Below are 17,146 nucleotides of genomic sequence, written 5' to 3'. Positions count from 1 at the left end.
CAGGACACGACGGCGGTGGACCGGCGGAGCGACCGTGGGCGGGTGTGGTGCGCATCCGGTGGGCTCGTCGGCGTGCATCGCGGTCCGTGTCGGAGGCAGCGCTGCCGTAGGGGTGCCGGGCCGTGGTGTCACCAGGCGAGCGGTGAGGCGCCCAGCGGCTCTGCGGTGCGCTCCAAACTCGGTGTCAGCGACGAGTAGCCCACCTGCGTCGGCAGATAGCAGACCTCGCCGAACGGCCCGCTGACGGTGGCCAGTTCGGCACCCGCCTGCGCGGGGTCGGGGGCGGGCAGCTGGGCCACCTGCGCGCGGGGCAACAGGCCGAGGTCCTGCACCCACACGCACACCTTCGCAAGATCGACGTGCACGCGGTGGCTGCCGCCCTCCCGGGCCCGACGACGCAGCGCTTCCAAGGCGCCTGCAGCGCCCAGTACGGCGGCGAGATAGTCGTTGAGCAGATAGGTCGGAGGCAACCGGGGCGCGTCGAAGGAACCTTCCTCGGCCGCGAACCCGTCGGCGGCGGAGGCCGGTTGGTCGAAACCTCCGCGCCGCGCCCAGGAGCCTTCGACACCCCAGCCGTGGAAGTCGAGGACGACCAGTCCGGGCCGCCGCTCGACCAGGTCCTTCGGGCCGAAGCCCTTGCTGTCCAGGTTCAGGTAGTTGCTGACGTACAGGTCGGCGTCGGCCAAGGTGGACCAGAAGGCGGCGGCCTCGGCGGGGTCGATGAGGTCGCAGAAGGCGGCGCGCTTGCCGATGCCGGTCTCGACGATCATGCCGAGAGGGTCGGGGTGGCCGGGCGCGGAGACGTGCAGCACATCGGCGCCCAGTTCGGCGGTGATCCGGGCGGCGACCGGTCCGGCGATCACGTGGGTGTTGTCCAGCACCCGCACCCCGGCCAGCGGCAGGCCGCCGTCCGCGGCCCGGAACGGCTGCGGCGCGCTTTCCGCGAGCTTCTCGATGTGGATCAGCGGCCCGTTCGCCAGTCGCCGGCCCTGCGGGTGAGTGCGCCACTCCCCCTGGGTGCGCACCGCGATCGCGGTGCCGCCACGCTCGCAGATCGCCTCCTCCAGGCGAAGTGCGTCCCACTGGGCAACGGCTGCGACGATCCGCTCTCGATCCGGCGGGCAGTCAAGGACCTGGCAGGCGATGTCCCGCAGATGCGGGTAGGAGAGCAGTACGTAGGAGAGCAATACGCAGACGAAGCGACCGTCACCGGCGCGGTAGAAGTCGCTGCTGCCAAGGAGGTTGGGATCCTCCTGGAGCCGCACGACCGGGACGCCCCGCATCCGGGTGTAGAACACCGCCCATCAGCTGGCGCACCGCAGCCTCCACGGAAACGGTGACGTCCTGCGCCGCTCCGCCGCGCTCTCGGTGGAGGGCCGCAACCTCGCTGCCGAGTGCGGCCAGCGCGGCGGCCGCGGCGTCGCCGATGCGATGCACCGAGGGCGTCACGGGGTCGGCCCCGGCGATCTTCACCGTGCCGCCTGCCTCCTGTGCGGCGATTCCCAGCTCCCGGTACAGGCCCTCCAGGGCGCCCTGCGCGGTGCTGCTGCCCTGCTGCTGTTCGACGGTCATGCCGACTCTCCCCATGGGGCGACGGTCCGCGTACCACGCGGCGGCCCCCTGTTTCGGACGGCCTCCACCAGAACAGCGAACACAACCCGCCCCCGTCCAATATCAGTTGACCGAATCACCGATGCCTCCGGCCAAACGAGCCCAGTTGACGCCGCGGTTATATCCCCGCCACGTCGATAGGTAAGCCAACAGATACTGAAGCCGGTCGTCGCACCGGACCGCTCGCAGACGGTACTGCCCGCGGTGGATCGTCACGGGGAGCGCAAGCGTCGGTTCTCGGTCCGGACCCGACGAAGACACGGCGTGGGCAATACACCAACCCCACATCGGCGCCTTCGGACCGTCAGGCGTATCGTCACCGGCCCCCGAAACCCTGTCCCGGAACACCTCCACCTGCCTGGGAAAGTGTCGACAGACACCGTTCGATTTCCCCGAGGAGCGCTTCGGCGAGCGCTCATTCGCGGCTGTCTTTGGGGAGGTGAAGGCTCGGTGCGGGACGTCGGCGGCGACGGACGCAGGGCGTGCCGACCTCGCTGTCAGTGCTCTGTGTAATCATTCGGACGCGTCTCAGGGGAATGGGACGCGGGCTACTGATTGCCAGGGAGTACGGGGATGGGCGCGGGTACGGAGCCGAACGGCTCGTCGAGGTCTGACGACGAGTGGGAGCAGTTCCTGCGCGAGTCCGTGGCGGGTACCGCCGACGCGCCCAAGGAGCCGTCGGCGCGGGCCCGCGACGTGGCAAAGCGGCTGCGCGCGGAGCCCGGCCGCGGCCCGGAGGGCTGGCGCAGCTACACGCCCGCGCGGCCCAAGCGGCGCACGGGATGGTACGTGGTCGGGCTGCTGGCCTCGCTGGTGCTGCTGGTGGTGGCGCTCGCGCCCGGGCGAATAGTGGACCTGTTCGCCGGCGCTGACTCCCCGCCCCTGGCGGCCGAGACCGCCCGCCCGACCCAGGCACCCTCGGCGGAGGCGACCCAACGCCCCACCGTGGAGGAGCCGTTCCGTGGCTCGCCGGCAGCGAGCTGGGCGAGCGGAGCGGCGGGGATCACCGTGCCGAAGGCCGGGGCAGTGGGTTGGATGAGCGCGGCCGAGGTCGAGCGGGCCCTCGCCCACAGCCGAGACTTCCTCGTCGCGTCCAGCCTGGACCAAGCGGTGCTGCGCGGCGAACACCCCGAGAAGGCAATCACACTAATCAACCCTCACCAGCAGGACGTCCAAGACTTTCTCAAGACCGCTTTCCGAACCCCGAGCGAGAAGAGCGACCCCCTCCTCCTCTTCAGCCGCTCCCAACCCTCCCGGACCCGCCTGGTCGGCGACGTCGTGAAGACCCGGGGCCGACTCACCTATCGAGAGGGCGAGCACGGCGCGCTCCAGGTGACCGCCGACGTCACCTTCGTCTACCCGGTCACCCGCGCGAACGCGGGTGGCGACAGCGAGATCGTGCGCACGATCGTCCGGCGCGAGCTGGTCCTGAGCTGGGACGACCCCGACAAGGTGATCACCGAGCCGGGCACGTTCTCGATCGTTTCCAACAAGTACGACATGACCAACGGCGGCTGCGGCGCTCCCACGGGCTACTTCGTCCCACCGTTCGACACGGACCCCCGGGCGGACGAGGCCGGCACGGAGGTCGACCCCTACGACCGCAGCGCGCGGGTCGGGGAGGGCTTGTCCTCGGAGCACGAGTGCGCGAGAGCAACACGGTCCTAGGACCGGGGCCAGCTTGCTGGTGCTGATGGCCCAGGCGAAAACACAAGAACCCGGAGCACCTCCGCCGCTACTTCAGGCCCGCGCCCGACGCAATCACGGATCGAGTCACCGTCCGTCACGCAAGCGCAGTGCGACGTGATCGCCAGCGGCCTCCTCGGCGCCGGTGACGGGACGGCTACGCCTTCCGCGCCTTACACCCCCAACTCCGGCGTCAGGGAAGGCCACTTCGCGGACGCCACCATGAGGAACAGTTCGCATGTCTCAGCCCTCTTCCTGTCCCAAGGCACCCGGGAGGAAGCGCTTGGACGAGCTACTGCGAACGTGCCGAAACCGTCTCGGAAAGAGACGGGAAGCATTGCCCGTCTGTGGCTCTCGGGGCCGCCCGCCCGGTCAGCACTCTCTTCTGACGCTCATCTGGTGGGGTGCGTCAAGGCAGCTGCGTCAAGGCCGTCCGATGCACTCCGACCCGGTCTTCTCCACGTTCGTTGACCCGCGGCCGAGGCCGATCCCGTACGTCCGCGGCGAGACCGTACTCCGGGAGTGCGATGTCCCCGGCCTTGGCGAACTGCGCGGCGAGCAGGTTCCGCATCGGCCAGCGGGTCATCGACCGCATTGAGAGGTCACGCAGTCGGATGCCGATCCGACCCGACGGCGCGTAACCGGCGGCTCCGCCGGGCGGCAGCTGCTGTGCCTGGCTCACGTACGGGCGCAGTACCGTGTCGTAGCGGCGGAAGGCGACACGGTGGTCGCCCTCGGCGGCGGCGAGTTCACCGGCCAGGACGTAGGCGCCGACCAGGGCGAGACTGGTCCCGAGGCCGGTCAGCGGGGTCGCGCAGTATCCGGCGTCGCCGAGCAGCACCACGCGGCCGCGCGACCAACTGTCGAGGCGGACCTGGCCCATGGAGTCGAAGAAGAAGTCCGAGGCGGTGCGCATGGCCCGCAGCAGGCGTGGGGTCTCCCAGCCGACGTGGGCGAAGCGCCTTCCCACGAGCTCCTGTTGGGCGGCGACGTCGCGGCGGTCGTGGGCGATCGGTGCCGAGCGGAAGCTGAGGCCGGCCTTGGTCTCGCCGGGGAGGCGGCCGGGCCGTGCGGAGGCGACCAGTCCGCCGGGCGCGTTGTGCATCAGGTACCAGCCGTCGAGTTCGAGGTCGTCGGTGGCGGTGAACCAGGCGGTGTAGAGGCCGATCGGGTGGACGAACTCCCGCTCCGGGCCGAAGGCGAGAGCGCGTACCACGGAGTGTGGTCCGTCCGCGCCGACGACGAGCGCGAACCGGCGCGGCGCGGCTCTCTCGAAGGTGACGGTGACCCCGTCCGCGTCCTGATCGATCCCGGTGATGGTGTCGTCGAAGAGGTACTCCGTGTCCGGCAGGGTGGCCTCGTACAGCAGACGGGCGAGGTCGCCGCGGAGGATCTCGATCTCGGAGACGATCCCCTCGCCGCCGAAGCTGTCGGCGGGTAGTCGGGCGGTGGTCCGGCCTGCGGTGTCGACGAGGGCGAGGCCGCGCTGGTCCACACTCTCCGCCCTGGCCCGGTCCATCAGGCCCATCCGTTCGATCACGGTGCGGCCGGCGCCGCGCAGGTCCACGGTCTGCCCGCCCGGCCGGGGCGCTGGCGCGCGCTCCACGATCGTGACCGTGAAGCCGCCCTTGCGTAGCCAGTACGCCAACGCGGGTCCTGCGATGCCAGCACCGCAGATGAGTATCTCGTTGTTCGACATGCGGTGAAAATACGGCGTACGCAGCGTCGCGCGCAAGCACAAAAACTCCTGCATATACGTAGTGTTGGATGATGCTGCACTAGTACAGGTAGGCAAGAAAGGTGCTCGCACAGGGGGATCACCCGACGTCGACGGCTAGGATGGCGCCCGTCCAGGTGCTCTAGTGCGGAGGGGTGTCGGTGAGCGGACAGGCGGTACCGCGCTACAGCCAGATCGTCGCCGAACTGAGGCAGCGGATCGAGACGGGCGAACTGGCGCCGGGCGATCGCGTGCCCTCGACCCGCGAGATCACCCGGCAGTGGGGCGTCGCCATGGCGACCGCGACCAAGGTGCTCACCGAACTGCGCCGCGAGGGCCTGGTCCGCGCCGTCCCGGGCGTCGGGACGGTCGTGACAGCCCCGAGCCGACCAGTGCGGACCTCCCGACCCGCTGCCACCAAACGACCGGGCGGAGCGTCCGACGCGTCCTCGCACCAGACGGCGCTCACGCTCGGACGGATCGTCGGTGCAGCCGTCACGGTCGCCGACACGGAGGGGCTGGCCGCGGTCTCGATGCGCCGGGTGGCCGCCGAACTCGGGGTGGCGACGATGTCGCTGTACCGGCACGTGGCCGACAAGGACGACCTGCTGATCCGGATGATGGACAGCATCATGGCGGAGGACCCGCTGCCCGCCGACCGGCCGGCGGACTGGCGGGACGCGATCGAACTGGCGGCCCGGCAGCTCTGGGGCCTGTTCCGCCGCAACCCGTGGCTCGCACCGGCCCTGTCGGTGACCCGCCCTCAGATGATCGCCTCGGCACTGCCGTACAGCGAGTGGATGCTCGCCACTCTGCACGCGCACGGACTCGACCTGCAGTCCGCCTTCACCGCGCACCTCACACTGTTCAACTTCGCTCGCGGCATCGCCGTCAACCTGGAGGCGGAGCGAGAAGCCGAGGCGCACAGCGGCCTCGACAGCGAGGAGTGGATGGACACCCAGGAGCCCGAGCTCCTGGCGATTCTGGGCACCGGCCGGTTTCCCGCGCTCTCCAGCCTCGCCACCGCCGGTTACGACCTCGACCTCGACGCCCTCTTCGAGTTCGGCCTCCAGCGCCTCCTCGACGGCCTCGCCCCACTCCTCAACGAGAGCCCTGCCGGCTGAACAGAGAACACGGGAGGCCCTCACCACCGACACTTGAAAATCTGCCCCTCGGAGGGGAGTTGCGCACCGCGCAGTCAACACGACGCCCCTCAGACCGGGCACACCGTCGCTGCCTTGCCTTGAGCCCGTTTCCCGAGGTTGAGCGGAAAGGAGCGTCGCCCATCCGACTCGCTCCATCTCTGAGCCGTTGCTACTCGCGCCAAAACCCCGTCGGCAGGCACCAATCTCCTGTAATGATCGCCTTCTACACATAGAGGCCGAAGGGGATGAAGTCATGGATAAGGGAAAGCGGATCACCGGCGCGGCGCGCGACAAGCTCGCCGCCGAAATCATGAAGGAATACGAGGGCGGCGCTTCCATCCGAGCCATCGCCGCATCTCTGGGGCGTTCCTACGGCTTCGTCCACGGCATCCTCGTCGAAGGCGGTGCCATCCTGCGCGACCGAGGGGGCAACACTCGTCGCCAAGCCGGAATGTGAGGGCAGCGCAGGTTATCTGGCCTCGGGCCTCCTTCACAGTCCGGCGTATGCCGTCGGTCGTCCGGCACGTTCGAAGGCGGCGGCACTGGGCATCCTCATCCCCTCCTTCTTCCTCACCTCCCTTACCCTCAGGGCCCGGCCCCCGGCCCCGTGGTCCGGCTTCGGCTTCGGCTTCGGCTTCGGCTTCGGCTTCGGCTTCGGCTTCGGCTTCGGCTTCGGCTTCGGCTTCCTGACGCTACGGATCGCCGCGGCCCTGACGGTCCCGCAGATGTGCCGCGGCGAAGCTGGTTCCCTGGCAGGCACCGCGTCACCCCGAACTCTGCTGGTCCCCCTCTCCCGACGCCGATTCGGTCGATCCCGCACAGTGCCGTACAGTTCAGCATGCCGACGCGGGGTGGAGCAGCTCGGTAGCTCGCTGGGCTCATAACCCAGAGGTCGCAGGTTCAAATCCTGTCCCCGCTACTTGAAGGTGAGGGCCCGGTGGAATCTCCACCGGGCCCTCACTGCGTACGGAGTCCCCTCGGGTCCGCTCCTGCAGCCGGTCGGTTCTCTCCCGTTGGGTTGTGCGTGCCAGACCTTCGGGAGCAGGCGCTGTGTCGCTCGGCGGCGGCAACCGCCCGCGCGGCCGAGCTCGCAGGAGCAACGGCGGTGTGGGGTGCACGGTGTGTGCCGGACCCCTGTAAGGGGTGACTTGGGGCCTCCGCAGGGTCGTCGCCTGCGAGCAGCGCCCAGTCAGGTTGGCGCATGGCCCACAGGAGCGTAATGGCCTGGTGGGCGCTCAGGTGTGAGAGCCCACCCAGAAATTCTGGTGAGCGCCCATGCCTGCACCGTTATGCTGCCTCGTCCCAACGGCCAGAGAGGTTCCGCACCATGAGCAGCAGCACGTCGCCGTTTCCCGATCAGATCAAGCTCACAGAGGAAGGGCTCGTCCTGCGTGACTGGACGGAAGCAGACCTGGCCGCGATGCCGGATCTGTTCGACCATCCCGACGTCGCGTACTGGACGCCGATCGTCTCGCCCTTCGACGAGGCGGCCGCTCGCGCACGGCTGGACCGGGACCGGCAGTTGCGAGCGGAGGGCACAACCATTCTGCTCGCTATCACCGTTGACGGCTGCGCGCCGCTCGGCGAAGTGATGCTGCGGCGCGCTCCAGAGGGCACAGAGATCGGCTACGCGGTCGGCCCGGCGTATCGCGGCCAAGGACTCGCCGCGCGAGCGGTGCGGGTGATGGCCGCCTATGCCTTCGAGCAACTGGATGTGGACCAAGTGATCCTGGAGCTGGAGGCCGAGAACGCCGCCAGCGTCGCCGTGGCCACCAAGGCGGGCTTCAGCCTCCTCGACGCGCCGCTGATCGAGGGTGAGGAGAAGGGACGGCCCTACGCCCTGCAGACGTGGGGCCTTCGGCCAACATTGTCAGGCTGTTCAGTGTGACTGTCCGCCGCTGAAGAGGGGCGTTCGGCCCTGTTCCGGAGGGCGAAGTGGAGGCCTGAGCACTGCGCTGACAGCAGGCTTCTCCGCAATGGGCCGCTCTCGTCGGCTTCGACGTGGCCCGCTCCAACCTGCACGGCCCATACGGCGAAGACGGAAGATCGCAGGGCCTGCTGGGCTACCTCCGCGTGCCCTACTGCGTCAGCGAGTCGCCGAGGAACGCCAGCCAACTTGGTCTAGGAGTCTTGTCCGCTCCTAGGCGTGCCGCTGAGGGCCTACTCCGCCAACATCAGCTCCCCCTGATACCGCTCCGCCGGCCTCCGCCTCGACACCCGCCTCCGCCTGGCCACTGCGCCTTCCTGCGAGCGGTCCACGAAAGCACTACTCGAAGTTGCCGAGCGCGCCACCTATGGCGAGGCTTGCCGCATACGCATTTTCTCCGGTGCGTTCTCCCCGCCTCCCGGAATGCAGTGCCGGGAGGCGGGGAGAAGAAAAAAACTCCCAGTGACGACACCTGCGACTGACGCAACGTCACAACTTCCCAGGGCGCGGCCTTTCCGCCCCTCTCCGCCCTGGACACCGCCCCTGGACGCCGCGCCCACACCGCCTGATGGGTCAACGAGTCGTGGTCGTCGCCTCGGGCGACGCGGTCCACGCCCGTGACCAGCACCGAACACCGCGCCCCGCATCCCGCAGGCCCCCCACGCACCGGAACCCGTCCCGCTTCAACGCGGACAGGCGACGGACCGACCAGCCCGCCAGGGGGCGCGAGCGGTGGTTGCCGCCGTGCCAAGACATGCATCCCCTCGTTTCGAAACGCTTCCCACTGCCGGGACGCTTTAGGCTCCCGGTATGGCCGTGTACGGGTACGTGTGCTCCGGTAGTTTCAAGATCGATGATCTAGACCGGGATCTGTTCACTTCGGGTTGCAGCGAGGTCTTCGACGACTTCGTCATCAGCACGGCCACCCCTGGGCCCGGCTGGCGAAAGCTCCTGAGCGCCGTGCGAGCCGGCGACACCGTCCGCATCGCGGACTGGGACAACCTCAGTCGCTGTGCAACAACTGCCGAGTTCATCACCGGCACCCTCACGGACCTCGGTGTGCGGGTGGAGACGTTCTAAGCGACCCGCATCCCTCAGGACGGCCGCGCGTTGAAAGCCGTCCCGCTGCTGGTCCGCGGCGAGGTGGTCATCGGTATGGCATGGCTGGCGATCACACAACGCGTGCCACATCCGCGTGCCTTCGAACGGATGTCGGGCGACGTGCAGTGCGTGTACGTGACACCGGGTGAGCGGGACCACGGTCTGGGTGGCGTGCTCATCAAGGAGGTCGTGGACTGGGCGAGCGAGTTGGCTTCGTTCGCCTCAAGCGACAGTGACTGTGCACGAGTTGGGGCGGAGGGTCGGCTCGGTGTAGGGCCAGCGTCTGCGCGCGACCGGGCTACGGGCTGACGGACGCCGGCGGTATGCGCTCCTTGCCCATCTCGCCGGTGTACGGATCGAAGACGTAGACCTGGAACGGCGCCCAAGCCCGACCCGCGAGGACGTCGAGGTCAGCATGGGAGGGCACCAGCAGGGCCACTTCCTCCGCCCAGACACGCAGCCGGCACGGGTCCGGGCAGGCCACGCCCACCAGCGTCCAGTCCTCGCCGTCGGGCCCGCCGCGCTCGTACACCGGCCGGCCGTCGCCGTACCGCGCGTCCGGAGCGCCGAAGACCAGGTGGAGGTCGAAGTACATCTCGGCGATGGCCCGGAAATACCGCCACGCTTGCCGGTCCACGCCCGTGCGGTCGCAGAAACGCGCCAGACCAGCCGTCACCGTCCACACCTCCCCCTGCACCTCCGGAGCCTCGGCCAGGAGCGTCGGCACGGTGCCCACCCACGGCCGCGGCTTGAGACCGAACCAGCACACGGCCACCCCGTCCCGCTCGTACAGACCGGTGCGCGCCGCGATCTCCTCCACGGTGATGGGCGACAGCTGCGCCTCCAGGGCCATCAGCCGCGTACCGTCCGGGTTGAAGACCATCACGTCCGCCCGCCACTCCCCCGTGGGCGCGACGGCCTCCAGCTCAGCCCGGAAGCCCGCGTCTCGGGCGCAGGTCACCAGCTGAAGCTTGAGGAGGTGGTGCTCCAGCGACTCGTTCGCCAGCGAGCACGACGGCGGTTTCGTGCGGTGGTAGAGGTGCCGGGTGCCCAGTTTGGACACCCGGGCGCGGACCTGACCCCCGCACTCCGGGCAGGTCAGTTCCACGCTGCGCACGCGGTGGATCTCCTCCCACGACCGGCCGCAGCCCAGATCGTCCAGGGTGATGCCCACCCGCCCCCACTCGGTGTGCTCGGCAGTGAACTGCACCGGGCCCCCTCCCCCACCGCGCCTTGGCCTTGGAGACCATGATGCGCCCAGGCACCGACACGACGTGTCGCGGCAGTCGGACACCCCGTTCGACCGGGCCCAACCCGCCGTCCACGCGGGTGCGTTACCCGTGACCATCCCGTTCCGCCGCCCGCGCGCGATGACGACGTTGGCCGAGTGTGCAGCCGCGCACTCGGTCGACGTCGTCGTCACTGACGCGAGCTCGCTCTTCCAACTCCACCCAGGCGGTCTGCAGCGGGCCGGGCTGCGCCGGCGTCATCTCCGGCTATCCCTGGGGGCAGTTGTGCAGCGCGCGACCGGCGGGACGGCCATCAGGCCGGGCCCGCCATCGCGCAGGACGCCCTGGCGGTAGGGCTGACAGGCTCGGCACGGCGACGACGCCCCTGGGCCCCAACAGCGCTGAGTCTGCCTCGCCCCGGCCCGGTCAGAACCGGTAGCGGAGCAGCCGGCCCATGGAGCGCACGGCCGGGATGCGGTCCATCGCCCTGAACATCATCTGGCTGGGCTTGGAAAGGCGCGCCAGCTCGGGCACGTTCAGGAAGGTCTGCTCGGTGTCGAAGTGCAGGCCGGGGGCCAGGCCCTCGATGACGTGCGGGTCGTTGATGCCGAATCCGCCAAGTTGGGCTCCGACTGCCTTGATCGCCCTCTGGCGGGTGCCGCTGCGCATGGCGAGTGAGTTCCACGCGTCGAACATGACCACGCCCGACGGGAAATGCGCGGCCAGACGTGTGAGGAGTACGGAGATCTGATCCCTGGTCAGGTATTGGACGAGTCCCTCGGCGACGATCACCCCAGGGCGGTCGGCGGGGACCGCGGCCAACCAGGCAGGGTCGACGACCGAAGCGGCGACCTGATGGTAGCCGGGTTCGTCGGAGAAAAGGCGTCGACGGATCTCGATCACCTCGGGGTAGTCCACGTCGTACCAACTCACCTCGGGCCCGGGTGCGATCCGGTGGTAGCGGCTGTCCAGCCCACAACCCAGGTGCAGCACGACGGCGTTCGGCCGCTCGTTCAGGGCCTGCCCGGCCCAGCGGTCCAGGTACAGGGCGCGGAGCGCCGTCGCCAGCGCGGTCTTCGTGTCGATCTTCAGCTTGGCGAAGTCGTAGTCGATCCGCTCGACCGCACGCTCGGCCTGCTCGTCGGGCAGCAGGGGGGAAGGGCCCCGGCTCTGCAGCGCCTTGCCGTACAGAGTGGCCAGCATCGTCTCAGCGACTCCGGTAAGAGCGACCCGCTCGGTCATCACTCGGCTCCGTTCGATCAAGTCCGTGTTCATGGCATGGCTTGCGCCTGGGCTTGCCCTCGCGCTACGGCAGCAAGTATGCGAACGTTTCGAATATTGGAAACGTACGAGTACTTGCGTACGCTGTCAACAACGGAGTTCGGTCGACAACAGCCCCTCAGGAGAGGCGAGTAGATGCCGGAACAACCCACCGAGCCCGGCGGCGAACCTTCCGCAGCCGGGGGCGACCGCGTGGTCGAGCGCCTGGCGGCGCAGTTCGCCGCGATCGGCATGTCGCGGATGTCGGCCAGGGTCTACGCGGCTCTACTGACCTCGCCGCACGGCGCGTTGACCGCCGCGGAGATCGGGAAGCAACTCCAGGTAAGCCCTGCCACGGTGTCCAAGGCGGTGCAGTACCTCATGCAAGTGGAGCTCGTATACCGCAGTTCCGTCCCGGGAACCCGCCGTGACCGCTATGAACTCGGGCAGGACCTGTGGGCCGAGATGTTCGGCTTCCGGAACCGCTGGCTGCGCTCTCTCGCTGACACCACTGCGGAATGCGTGGAGATGGTCGGCGGCGAGGACAGCGAGGCCGGCGCGCGTCTGGCCAAGCTCCGCGACTTCTCCGAATTCGCCGCGGAGGAACTGGCGAGCATGCTCGAACGGTGGCAGCGGACCTGACCGTTGGGGCGACTCCCTGCCGGGGAAGCCCTTGCGGCAGGGTTTCGACCGACCCGTGAGGAGACCGGGCCCACCATGTGGTCACGTCGCGTGCGTGAGGGTGGGTACGGGAAGACCGGCACCACCCGGACGCGCCGCGCTGGGCTCCTGCCGCTGGCCGGTGGCTGTGATGTCTCGGGACCTCGGTGACACGAAGTCCTCGAACGTCAGCGGCTGCGGGATGTCCACGAGCGGTTCGGGCGGCTGGTCGATGACGAGCCGGTCGTCACTACCGGCAGTACGGCTGCTGGCAGTGCAACTGCCATGCAGGCGACGCCCTACGTGAGTTTCAGTGCCAACAGCAGACAGCCCAGGACAACAAGCGGGGCTCCCAGAAGACGCAAGCAGCCCGGCTGAGCGTTCGATGCGGGTTTCGCCCGTCGCCGCGACCAACCGCGTGACCAACGGTCGCGCCGAAGCCCCCTGCCCAGGCAGCAACGTGCCTGTTCAGGGGGCTTCGGGTAGCCAGTGGCGCGGCCTTGGGGCCGGGAAAGAGAGCGCTCTCAGTGGCGAGGGCGCTGGAACCACTCGGCCGAGGCGCGCTTGGCGCAGAAGACGATCACCAGGATCGACAGGACCAACACCACCAGGCCGAGGCCCCAGTTGGCGATGTTGAAGAAGCCACTGACGACGCCGAAGGAGGCGTAGACGATCGAGCCGATGCGGACTCCGTTGCCGCCCTTGCCGTAGCGCGCGGCGAGCACGAAGCCGATGACCGCGAAGATCAGGGCGAGCAGGATGAAGAAGCCGATGACGCCCTTGCCGACGTTGGCGACGGTGGACACGTCCACGTCTTGGCCGTTGGCGGCCGTGATCGTGCCGCCGACCCCGGCCTCGCCAACCGCCTTGTCGATCTGGGTGACCGCGGCGCCGAAGGCCAGGGTGATGAGAATGTGGAGTGAGGCGATCGCGTACATCATGATCCGCGCGGCCTTGGTGAGCCCCGGCATCACCGCCGGCACCGCGGGGCCGCTGGCGTACCCGGCCTGCTGCGGGTAGGGGGCATACGGTTGGCCGGGCTGGGGCGCTTGCTGCGGGTAGGGCGCGGCCGGCGGCTGCCCGTAGGGGTTGTTCTGGTCGCCGAAGCTCATGGCGAGGCGTTCCTCCGTTGTACGTGCGGGGACAGCGCGGACATTCGGAGTGGAGTGCATGAGCGGCTCGCCCCCGTGCCGCCCGCGGACCTGGAAGGACATCGTCGCGGCACGCCCGACTTTTGTCTAGTCATTACCATTTGTTCGACCAATAGCCTCATTCGGTACCCAAGCGCATCGGGGGCGTGGCGACGTACTCCACGGGCGCGCGCCACTTCCTCCAGACACTGGTGCCCCACGGTCGACCGGAAGGCGGGTCGCGCCTGGCAGGGGACGTGAACAGCCGCTCTCTGGCGAAGAGTTGTGCGTGTTGCTGCCGGCGGAACACCTCGGGGCAGGCCACCACAGCGCCTTCGACTTGAGCCCGTTCCCACTGGAAACGGCGCCCCATCGTCGCCGTCACGCCCGCCGGCCGCGGAGGTTGCGGTGGCCGTCCAGCCGGGATGAGTGAACCCGGCAAGGGAGATGCGCGGGTTGCTGGCGGGTGCGGCGGACAGCGCGTCAGGCTGTGCCCATTTCGCCCATCAGATCCCAGACGTTGAGGCAGCCGGACGCCACAGCGGTGCAGGGCAAGCCCAGGCCCCACCATGCTGCCACCCAGCCTGTACCTGTGCGTCGAGCCTCGAAGAGGCCAACGACTGCCGCGATCGCGCTCGTCATGGTGAGTGCGACCGCCAACGGCCACGCCGGGATGACAAACCACATGAATGCGGAATGAATTGCCGCAAACCCAGCGATCGAGCCGGCGATGTATGGCGACGGATGACGGGCGTTGGGATTGGGTGGGATCCAGAGGCCCGGTTGTGGGGCGGAGCCAGAGCCCCGTCAAGGCAGTCAGTCGCAGATGGTCCGGATGACTACCGTTCAGGTCCACTCGGCGTTGTGCTGTGTCTGCGGCCACGCCCGCACTTGGCGAGGAGTACCGCGTAAGGGCCGATAGGCTGACGTATCGAACATCAACCGGGGGAATCGGAATTTCATGGACACTCGGCCGTCTCTGGTGGGAGCGGTAGCCGCTACCCGCGCTCTGGGAACCATCGCGCTGCTGGTGGGGCTGGTAGCCTCCCTCGCCGCCCTGATGGGCGGCACGGCGGGGCTTGGGGGACCCGTGCTCGCCGTACTGGCCGTGCTGCTCTTCGGGGTGCCGTTCGCCTGGGTCGCCATAGCGCGCCGCGCCTGGTACCGGACCCGGCTGGAGGCGGCCACTCCCGCGCCCCAGGGTTCCCCGGTGATCGCGCGGGAGAACACCTTCGAGGTCGTCTCCCGGACGCTCGTCGTGCCGGTGGTGATCGGTCTCGGGCTCGGCGTGCTCGTCGCCTCGACTACAGGCGTCCCGGCGGGCCTCGCGCTGGCGGGAGCGGGCAGTGGGCTGCTCTGGCACGCGCAGTGGCTCGCCCGCGAGGAGCGCAAGCGGAACACCTGGTTGCTGTTCCCCCACGCGCCACTGCGGCCCGCGCCTGACGACCCCTCGCTCCCCCTCTACCAGCAGGTGCCCTTCTACACCGCTTCCGCCCGGGCGGCCGACGCGGGCACCTGAGAGCCCATCACTGGGGACACCGCCCGATTCCGGAGCGTGTGGCCTACGACCGCGGAACCGGTGGGAGGGCTTCGGTGACCCGGCCTCGACGTCGGCAGGATCCGGGGCCCGTGCCGAGGCGACAACGGCCGGACGACCTGCGGGCAGCACGACCGAGGCCGCCGGCACCGCCGGTGCATCGTCCTCGGGTCGTGCTGCCGTCGCGTCGGCGGCCACCGGCCGGGTGCGGGCGCAGGCCCGCAACCGGCCGGTGGCCCGTGCCCTGCTGCTCTGTCAGCCGTGGCCGTTGAGGGTGTTGATGCCCTGAGTCATGGCCTCGGCGGCGCCGGAGACATTGGCCAACTGGTCGGCGGCCTGGGCGATGGCGCCGGTGCCGGGGTTGGTGGTACCGGAAGAGGCGTTGTCCGCGCCGGAGTTCGTACCGGGGACGGAGCTGGTGGTGCCGTCGCTGTGGTGGTACGTCGTGGTCGGCGGGGTGTTGAAGGAGCTGCTGCTGATGACGTGGCCCTGGTTGCTGCTGACGCTGCCCGTCCACGGCACCCCGTCGGTGACGTGGCCGTGGTAGTTGCCGCTCCAGCTGTTGCCGACGGCGACGTGGCCCTCGCCCCGGTGGTGGATCTGTACCGTGCTCCGGCTCTGCGCCGGGCCGTTGTCGGCGTTTCCGACGGTGACGTGACCGCGGCCGTTGTGGTCGACGTTGGCGTGCACCGTGCCGTTGGCGTTGTCCCCGACGCTGACGTTGCCCCGGCCGTTGTGGGTGACGTTCCCGGTGACCTCGCCTTCGCTGCCGTGGCCGACGTTCACGTCGCCGGTGCCGTTGTGCTCCACGTTGTCGGCACCCTTGCCGTTGGTCGTCACATCGCCGGTGCCGTTGTGCGTTACCTTGCCCTTGCCGTTGTGCGTGACGTTGCCCTTGCCGTGGTGGACGACGTCACCGTTGCCGTTGTGCGTGACGTTGCCGTCGCCGTGGTGGACGACGTTCCCGTCGCCGTTGTGGATGACGTCGCCGTTGCCGTGGTAGTGGACGTCACCGTTGCCGGCTTGGGTGTGGCCGGCGCCTTCGTGGCCACCGATGGCGGAACCGACCGCGCCGACACCGGCGCCGATGGCGCCGCCGACCGCGCCGACGCCGGTGTCGACGCCGGCTTCCCCGGCGCCGGCACCGACGATGCCCGCGCCCGCCTCGCCCGCGCCGCCGCCGTGAGTGCCCTCGTGAGTGCCGTCATGGGTGCCCTCGTGGGTGCCCTCGTGTGGGGTGGTGTTGTCGTGGCTGTCGTGGGCGTGGCTGCTGTGGGCGTTGTTGTCGGCGTTGGTGGTGTGCTTGCCGTGCTGGCCACTCTGCTTCTCGCCGGTGGAGTCGCTGTTGTGAGTGCTCTTGCTGGGCTTGTCGCTGTTGGCGCCGTGGGAGTCGTGGGAGTCGTGAGCGCTCTTGGTGGTGTGGTGGCCCTTGTTGGTGTGCGTGTCCTCGCCCGCTTGCGTGCCCTTGTCGCTCTCCGCGTTGGTGTGGCTGTCCTTGGTGTGTGCCTCGCTTCCGCTGCCGTCGCCGAGCCGGTGGCCGGTGCCGGGGAAGCGGGGATTGCCCGTACCGCCGGACTCAGGGCCGCCGTGGCTGCCGTGGGACTCGTGGTGGGCCTCGGTGCCGGAGTCGCCGTGGCTGTGCTGACCGGCTTCCCGGTGGCCGCCGCCGAGCCGGTGGCCGGTGCCGGAGAAGGGGCGGAAGCCTTCGTCGGCCGAGCCGCTGGCGCCGCCGCGACTGCCGGAGTGGAGGTGCTCCTCACCCGGGTTGATCACCTCGGTGCTTGAGCCGTGGCCGCGGCCGCCCTCGTGGGTGCCGGTCGCGGCCTGTGCCTGGGTGACGGCCAGGCTGCCGACGGCCGATGCGGCCAGCGCCGCGGTGATGAATGCCTGCTTGGCGTGACGCTTGATGTTCATCAGTCGTGCTTTCGCGTGGGGGTCTCAGTGACGGACGCTGCGGGCTGCTGCCCCGCGGTCCTGGAGCTGCTGGTCATAGAGGCTGGTGGGGGCCATATGGCGGCCGCCTGACTCGACTTGGCCGTCGCTGCCGGTCATGAGGGTGCCGGTGCAGCCGATGGCCCAGTTGTGGGCGGTGGGCGGGTCCTGGACCATGTACTGCTGCGGGGTGCAGTTGTAGGCGGTGCTG

General features: G+C 69.4%; 15 protein-coding genes, 1 tRNA gene and 1 pseudogene. 9 read left to right on the top strand and 8 right to left on the bottom strand.

Going from position 1 to position 17,146, the window contains the following annotated elements; all coding sequences use genetic code 11:
* Positions 1-128: 128 nt before the first annotated feature.
* Together ACIQU6_RS39180 and ACIQU6_RS39175 are read right to left on the bottom strand one after the other, a co-directional pair.
* The gene (locus ACIQU6_RS39180) at positions 129-1,265 is read right to left on the bottom strand and encodes a CoA transferase (RefSeq protein WP_403486523.1); all 1,137 of its coding nucleotides are present in this window, start codon (positions 1,263-1,265) and stop codon (positions 129-131) included.
* Complete coding sequence (locus ACIQU6_RS39175) at positions 1,207-1,572, bottom strand: CoA transferase (RefSeq protein ID WP_403486522.1); 366 nt, start codon at positions 1,570-1,572, stop codon at positions 1,207-1,209. The genes ACIQU6_RS39180 and ACIQU6_RS39175 overlap by 59 nt, the downstream gene beginning before the upstream one ends.
* A 612-nt stretch (positions 1,573-2,184) precedes the next feature.
* Here ACIQU6_RS39175 and ACIQU6_RS39170 point away from each other — a divergent pair.
* Positions 2,185-3,279, top strand: a complete 1,095-nt coding sequence (locus tag ACIQU6_RS39170; protein ID WP_403486521.1) for a hypothetical protein — start codon at positions 2,185-2,187, stop codon at positions 3,277-3,279.
* Between the two features lie 427 nt (positions 3,280-3,706).
* Here ACIQU6_RS39170 and ACIQU6_RS39165 read toward each other — a convergent pair whose 3' ends face one another.
* Positions 3,707-4,996: an FAD-dependent monooxygenase gene (locus tag ACIQU6_RS39165; RefSeq protein WP_403486520.1), complete on the bottom strand. Its 1,290-nt coding sequence runs from the start codon at positions 4,994-4,996 to the stop codon at positions 3,707-3,709.
* A 179-nt stretch (positions 4,997-5,175) separates the two neighbouring features.
* On the opposite strand from ACIQU6_RS39165, the gene ACIQU6_RS39160 reads away from it, so the two are divergent.
* The 6 genes from ACIQU6_RS39160 to ACIQU6_RS39135 all read left to right on the top strand — a co-directional run bounded on the left by ACIQU6_RS39160 (position 5,176) and on the right by ACIQU6_RS39135 (position 9,496).
* Positions 5,176-6,138 carry a TetR/AcrR family transcriptional regulator C-terminal domain-containing protein gene (locus tag ACIQU6_RS39160; protein WP_403486519.1) on the top strand — a complete coding sequence of 321 codons (963 nt, stop codon included), beginning with the start codon at positions 5,176-5,178 and terminating at the stop codon, positions 6,136-6,138.
* Between the two features lie 274 nt (positions 6,139-6,412).
* Positions 6,413-6,616, top strand: coding sequence for a helix-turn-helix domain-containing protein (locus tag ACIQU6_RS39155; RefSeq protein WP_403486518.1), 204 nt, complete (start codon positions 6,413-6,415; stop codon positions 6,614-6,616).
* Positions 6,617-7,004: 388 nt separating this feature from the next.
* Positions 7,005-7,078: transfer RNA gene (locus ACIQU6_RS39150), tRNA-Met, on the top strand.
* A gap of 408 nt (positions 7,079-7,486) precedes the next feature.
* Entirely contained in the window at positions 7,487-8,047 is a 561-nt protein-coding gene (locus ACIQU6_RS39145) for a GNAT family N-acetyltransferase (protein WP_403486517.1), read from the top strand.
* 849 nt (positions 8,048-8,896) lie between these two features.
* Positions 8,897-9,166 (top strand): hypothetical protein, encoded by a 270-nt coding sequence (locus tag ACIQU6_RS39140; protein WP_403486516.1) that lies wholly within the window; start codon positions 8,897-8,899, stop codon positions 9,164-9,166.
* Between the two features lie 30 nt (positions 9,167-9,196).
* Complete coding sequence (locus ACIQU6_RS39135; RefSeq protein WP_403486515.1) at positions 9,197-9,496, top strand: GNAT family N-acetyltransferase; 300 nt, start codon at positions 9,197-9,199, stop codon at positions 9,494-9,496.
* Here ACIQU6_RS39135 and ACIQU6_RS39130 read toward each other — a convergent pair.
* On the bottom strand, positions 9,486-10,397 hold the full coding sequence (locus ACIQU6_RS39130) for a competence protein CoiA (RefSeq protein WP_403486514.1): 912 nt from the start codon (positions 10,395-10,397) through the stop codon (positions 9,486-9,488). The two genes, ACIQU6_RS39135 and ACIQU6_RS39130, sit on opposite strands and share 11 nt — an antisense overlap.
* 445 nt (positions 10,398-10,842) lie before the next feature.
* The gene (locus tag ACIQU6_RS39125; protein ID WP_403486513.1) at positions 10,843-11,658 is read right to left on the bottom strand and encodes a class I SAM-dependent methyltransferase; all 816 of its coding nucleotides are present in this window, start codon (positions 11,656-11,658) and stop codon (positions 10,843-10,845) included.
* Between the two features lie 174 nt (positions 11,659-11,832).
* On the opposite strand from ACIQU6_RS39125, the gene ACIQU6_RS39120 reads away from it, so the two are divergent.
* A complete protein-coding gene (locus tag ACIQU6_RS39120; protein WP_403486512.1) occupies positions 11,833-12,318 on the top strand; it encodes a GbsR/MarR family transcriptional regulator in 486 nt (161 codons plus the stop codon).
* Positions 12,319-12,860: 542 nt separating this feature from the next.
* On the opposite strand, the gene ACIQU6_RS39115 is transcribed toward ACIQU6_RS39120, so the two are convergent.
* Entirely contained in the window at positions 12,861-13,448 is a 588-nt protein-coding gene (locus ACIQU6_RS39115) for a hypothetical protein (RefSeq protein ID WP_403486511.1), read from the bottom strand.
* A gap of 979 nt (positions 13,449-14,427) precedes the next feature.
* Here ACIQU6_RS39115 and ACIQU6_RS39110 point away from each other — a divergent pair.
* On the top strand, positions 14,428-14,985 hold the full coding sequence (locus ACIQU6_RS39110) for a hypothetical protein (RefSeq protein ID WP_403486510.1): 558 nt from the start codon (positions 14,428-14,430) through the stop codon (positions 14,983-14,985).
* A 273-nt stretch (positions 14,986-15,258) separates the two neighbouring features.
* Here ACIQU6_RS39110 and ACIQU6_RS39105 read toward each other — a convergent pair whose 3' ends face one another.
* On the bottom strand, positions 15,259-16,917 hold the full coding sequence (locus tag ACIQU6_RS39105; protein WP_403486509.1) for a hypothetical protein: 1,659 nt from the start codon (positions 16,915-16,917) through the stop codon (positions 15,259-15,261).
* A gap of 24 nt (positions 16,918-16,941) precedes the next feature.
* Positions 16,942-17,146: pseudogene (locus ACIQU6_RS39100) on the bottom strand (peptidoglycan-binding protein); the annotation flags it as partial.

This window comes from Streptomyces sp. NPDC090442 (genome assembly GCF_044769405.1).
Classification (GTDB): Bacteria; Actinomycetota; Actinomycetes; order Streptomycetales; family Streptomycetaceae; genus Streptomyces.
Note: the sequence above shows the minus strand (reverse complement) of the source record. Positions and strands in the feature narration are given on the sequence as shown.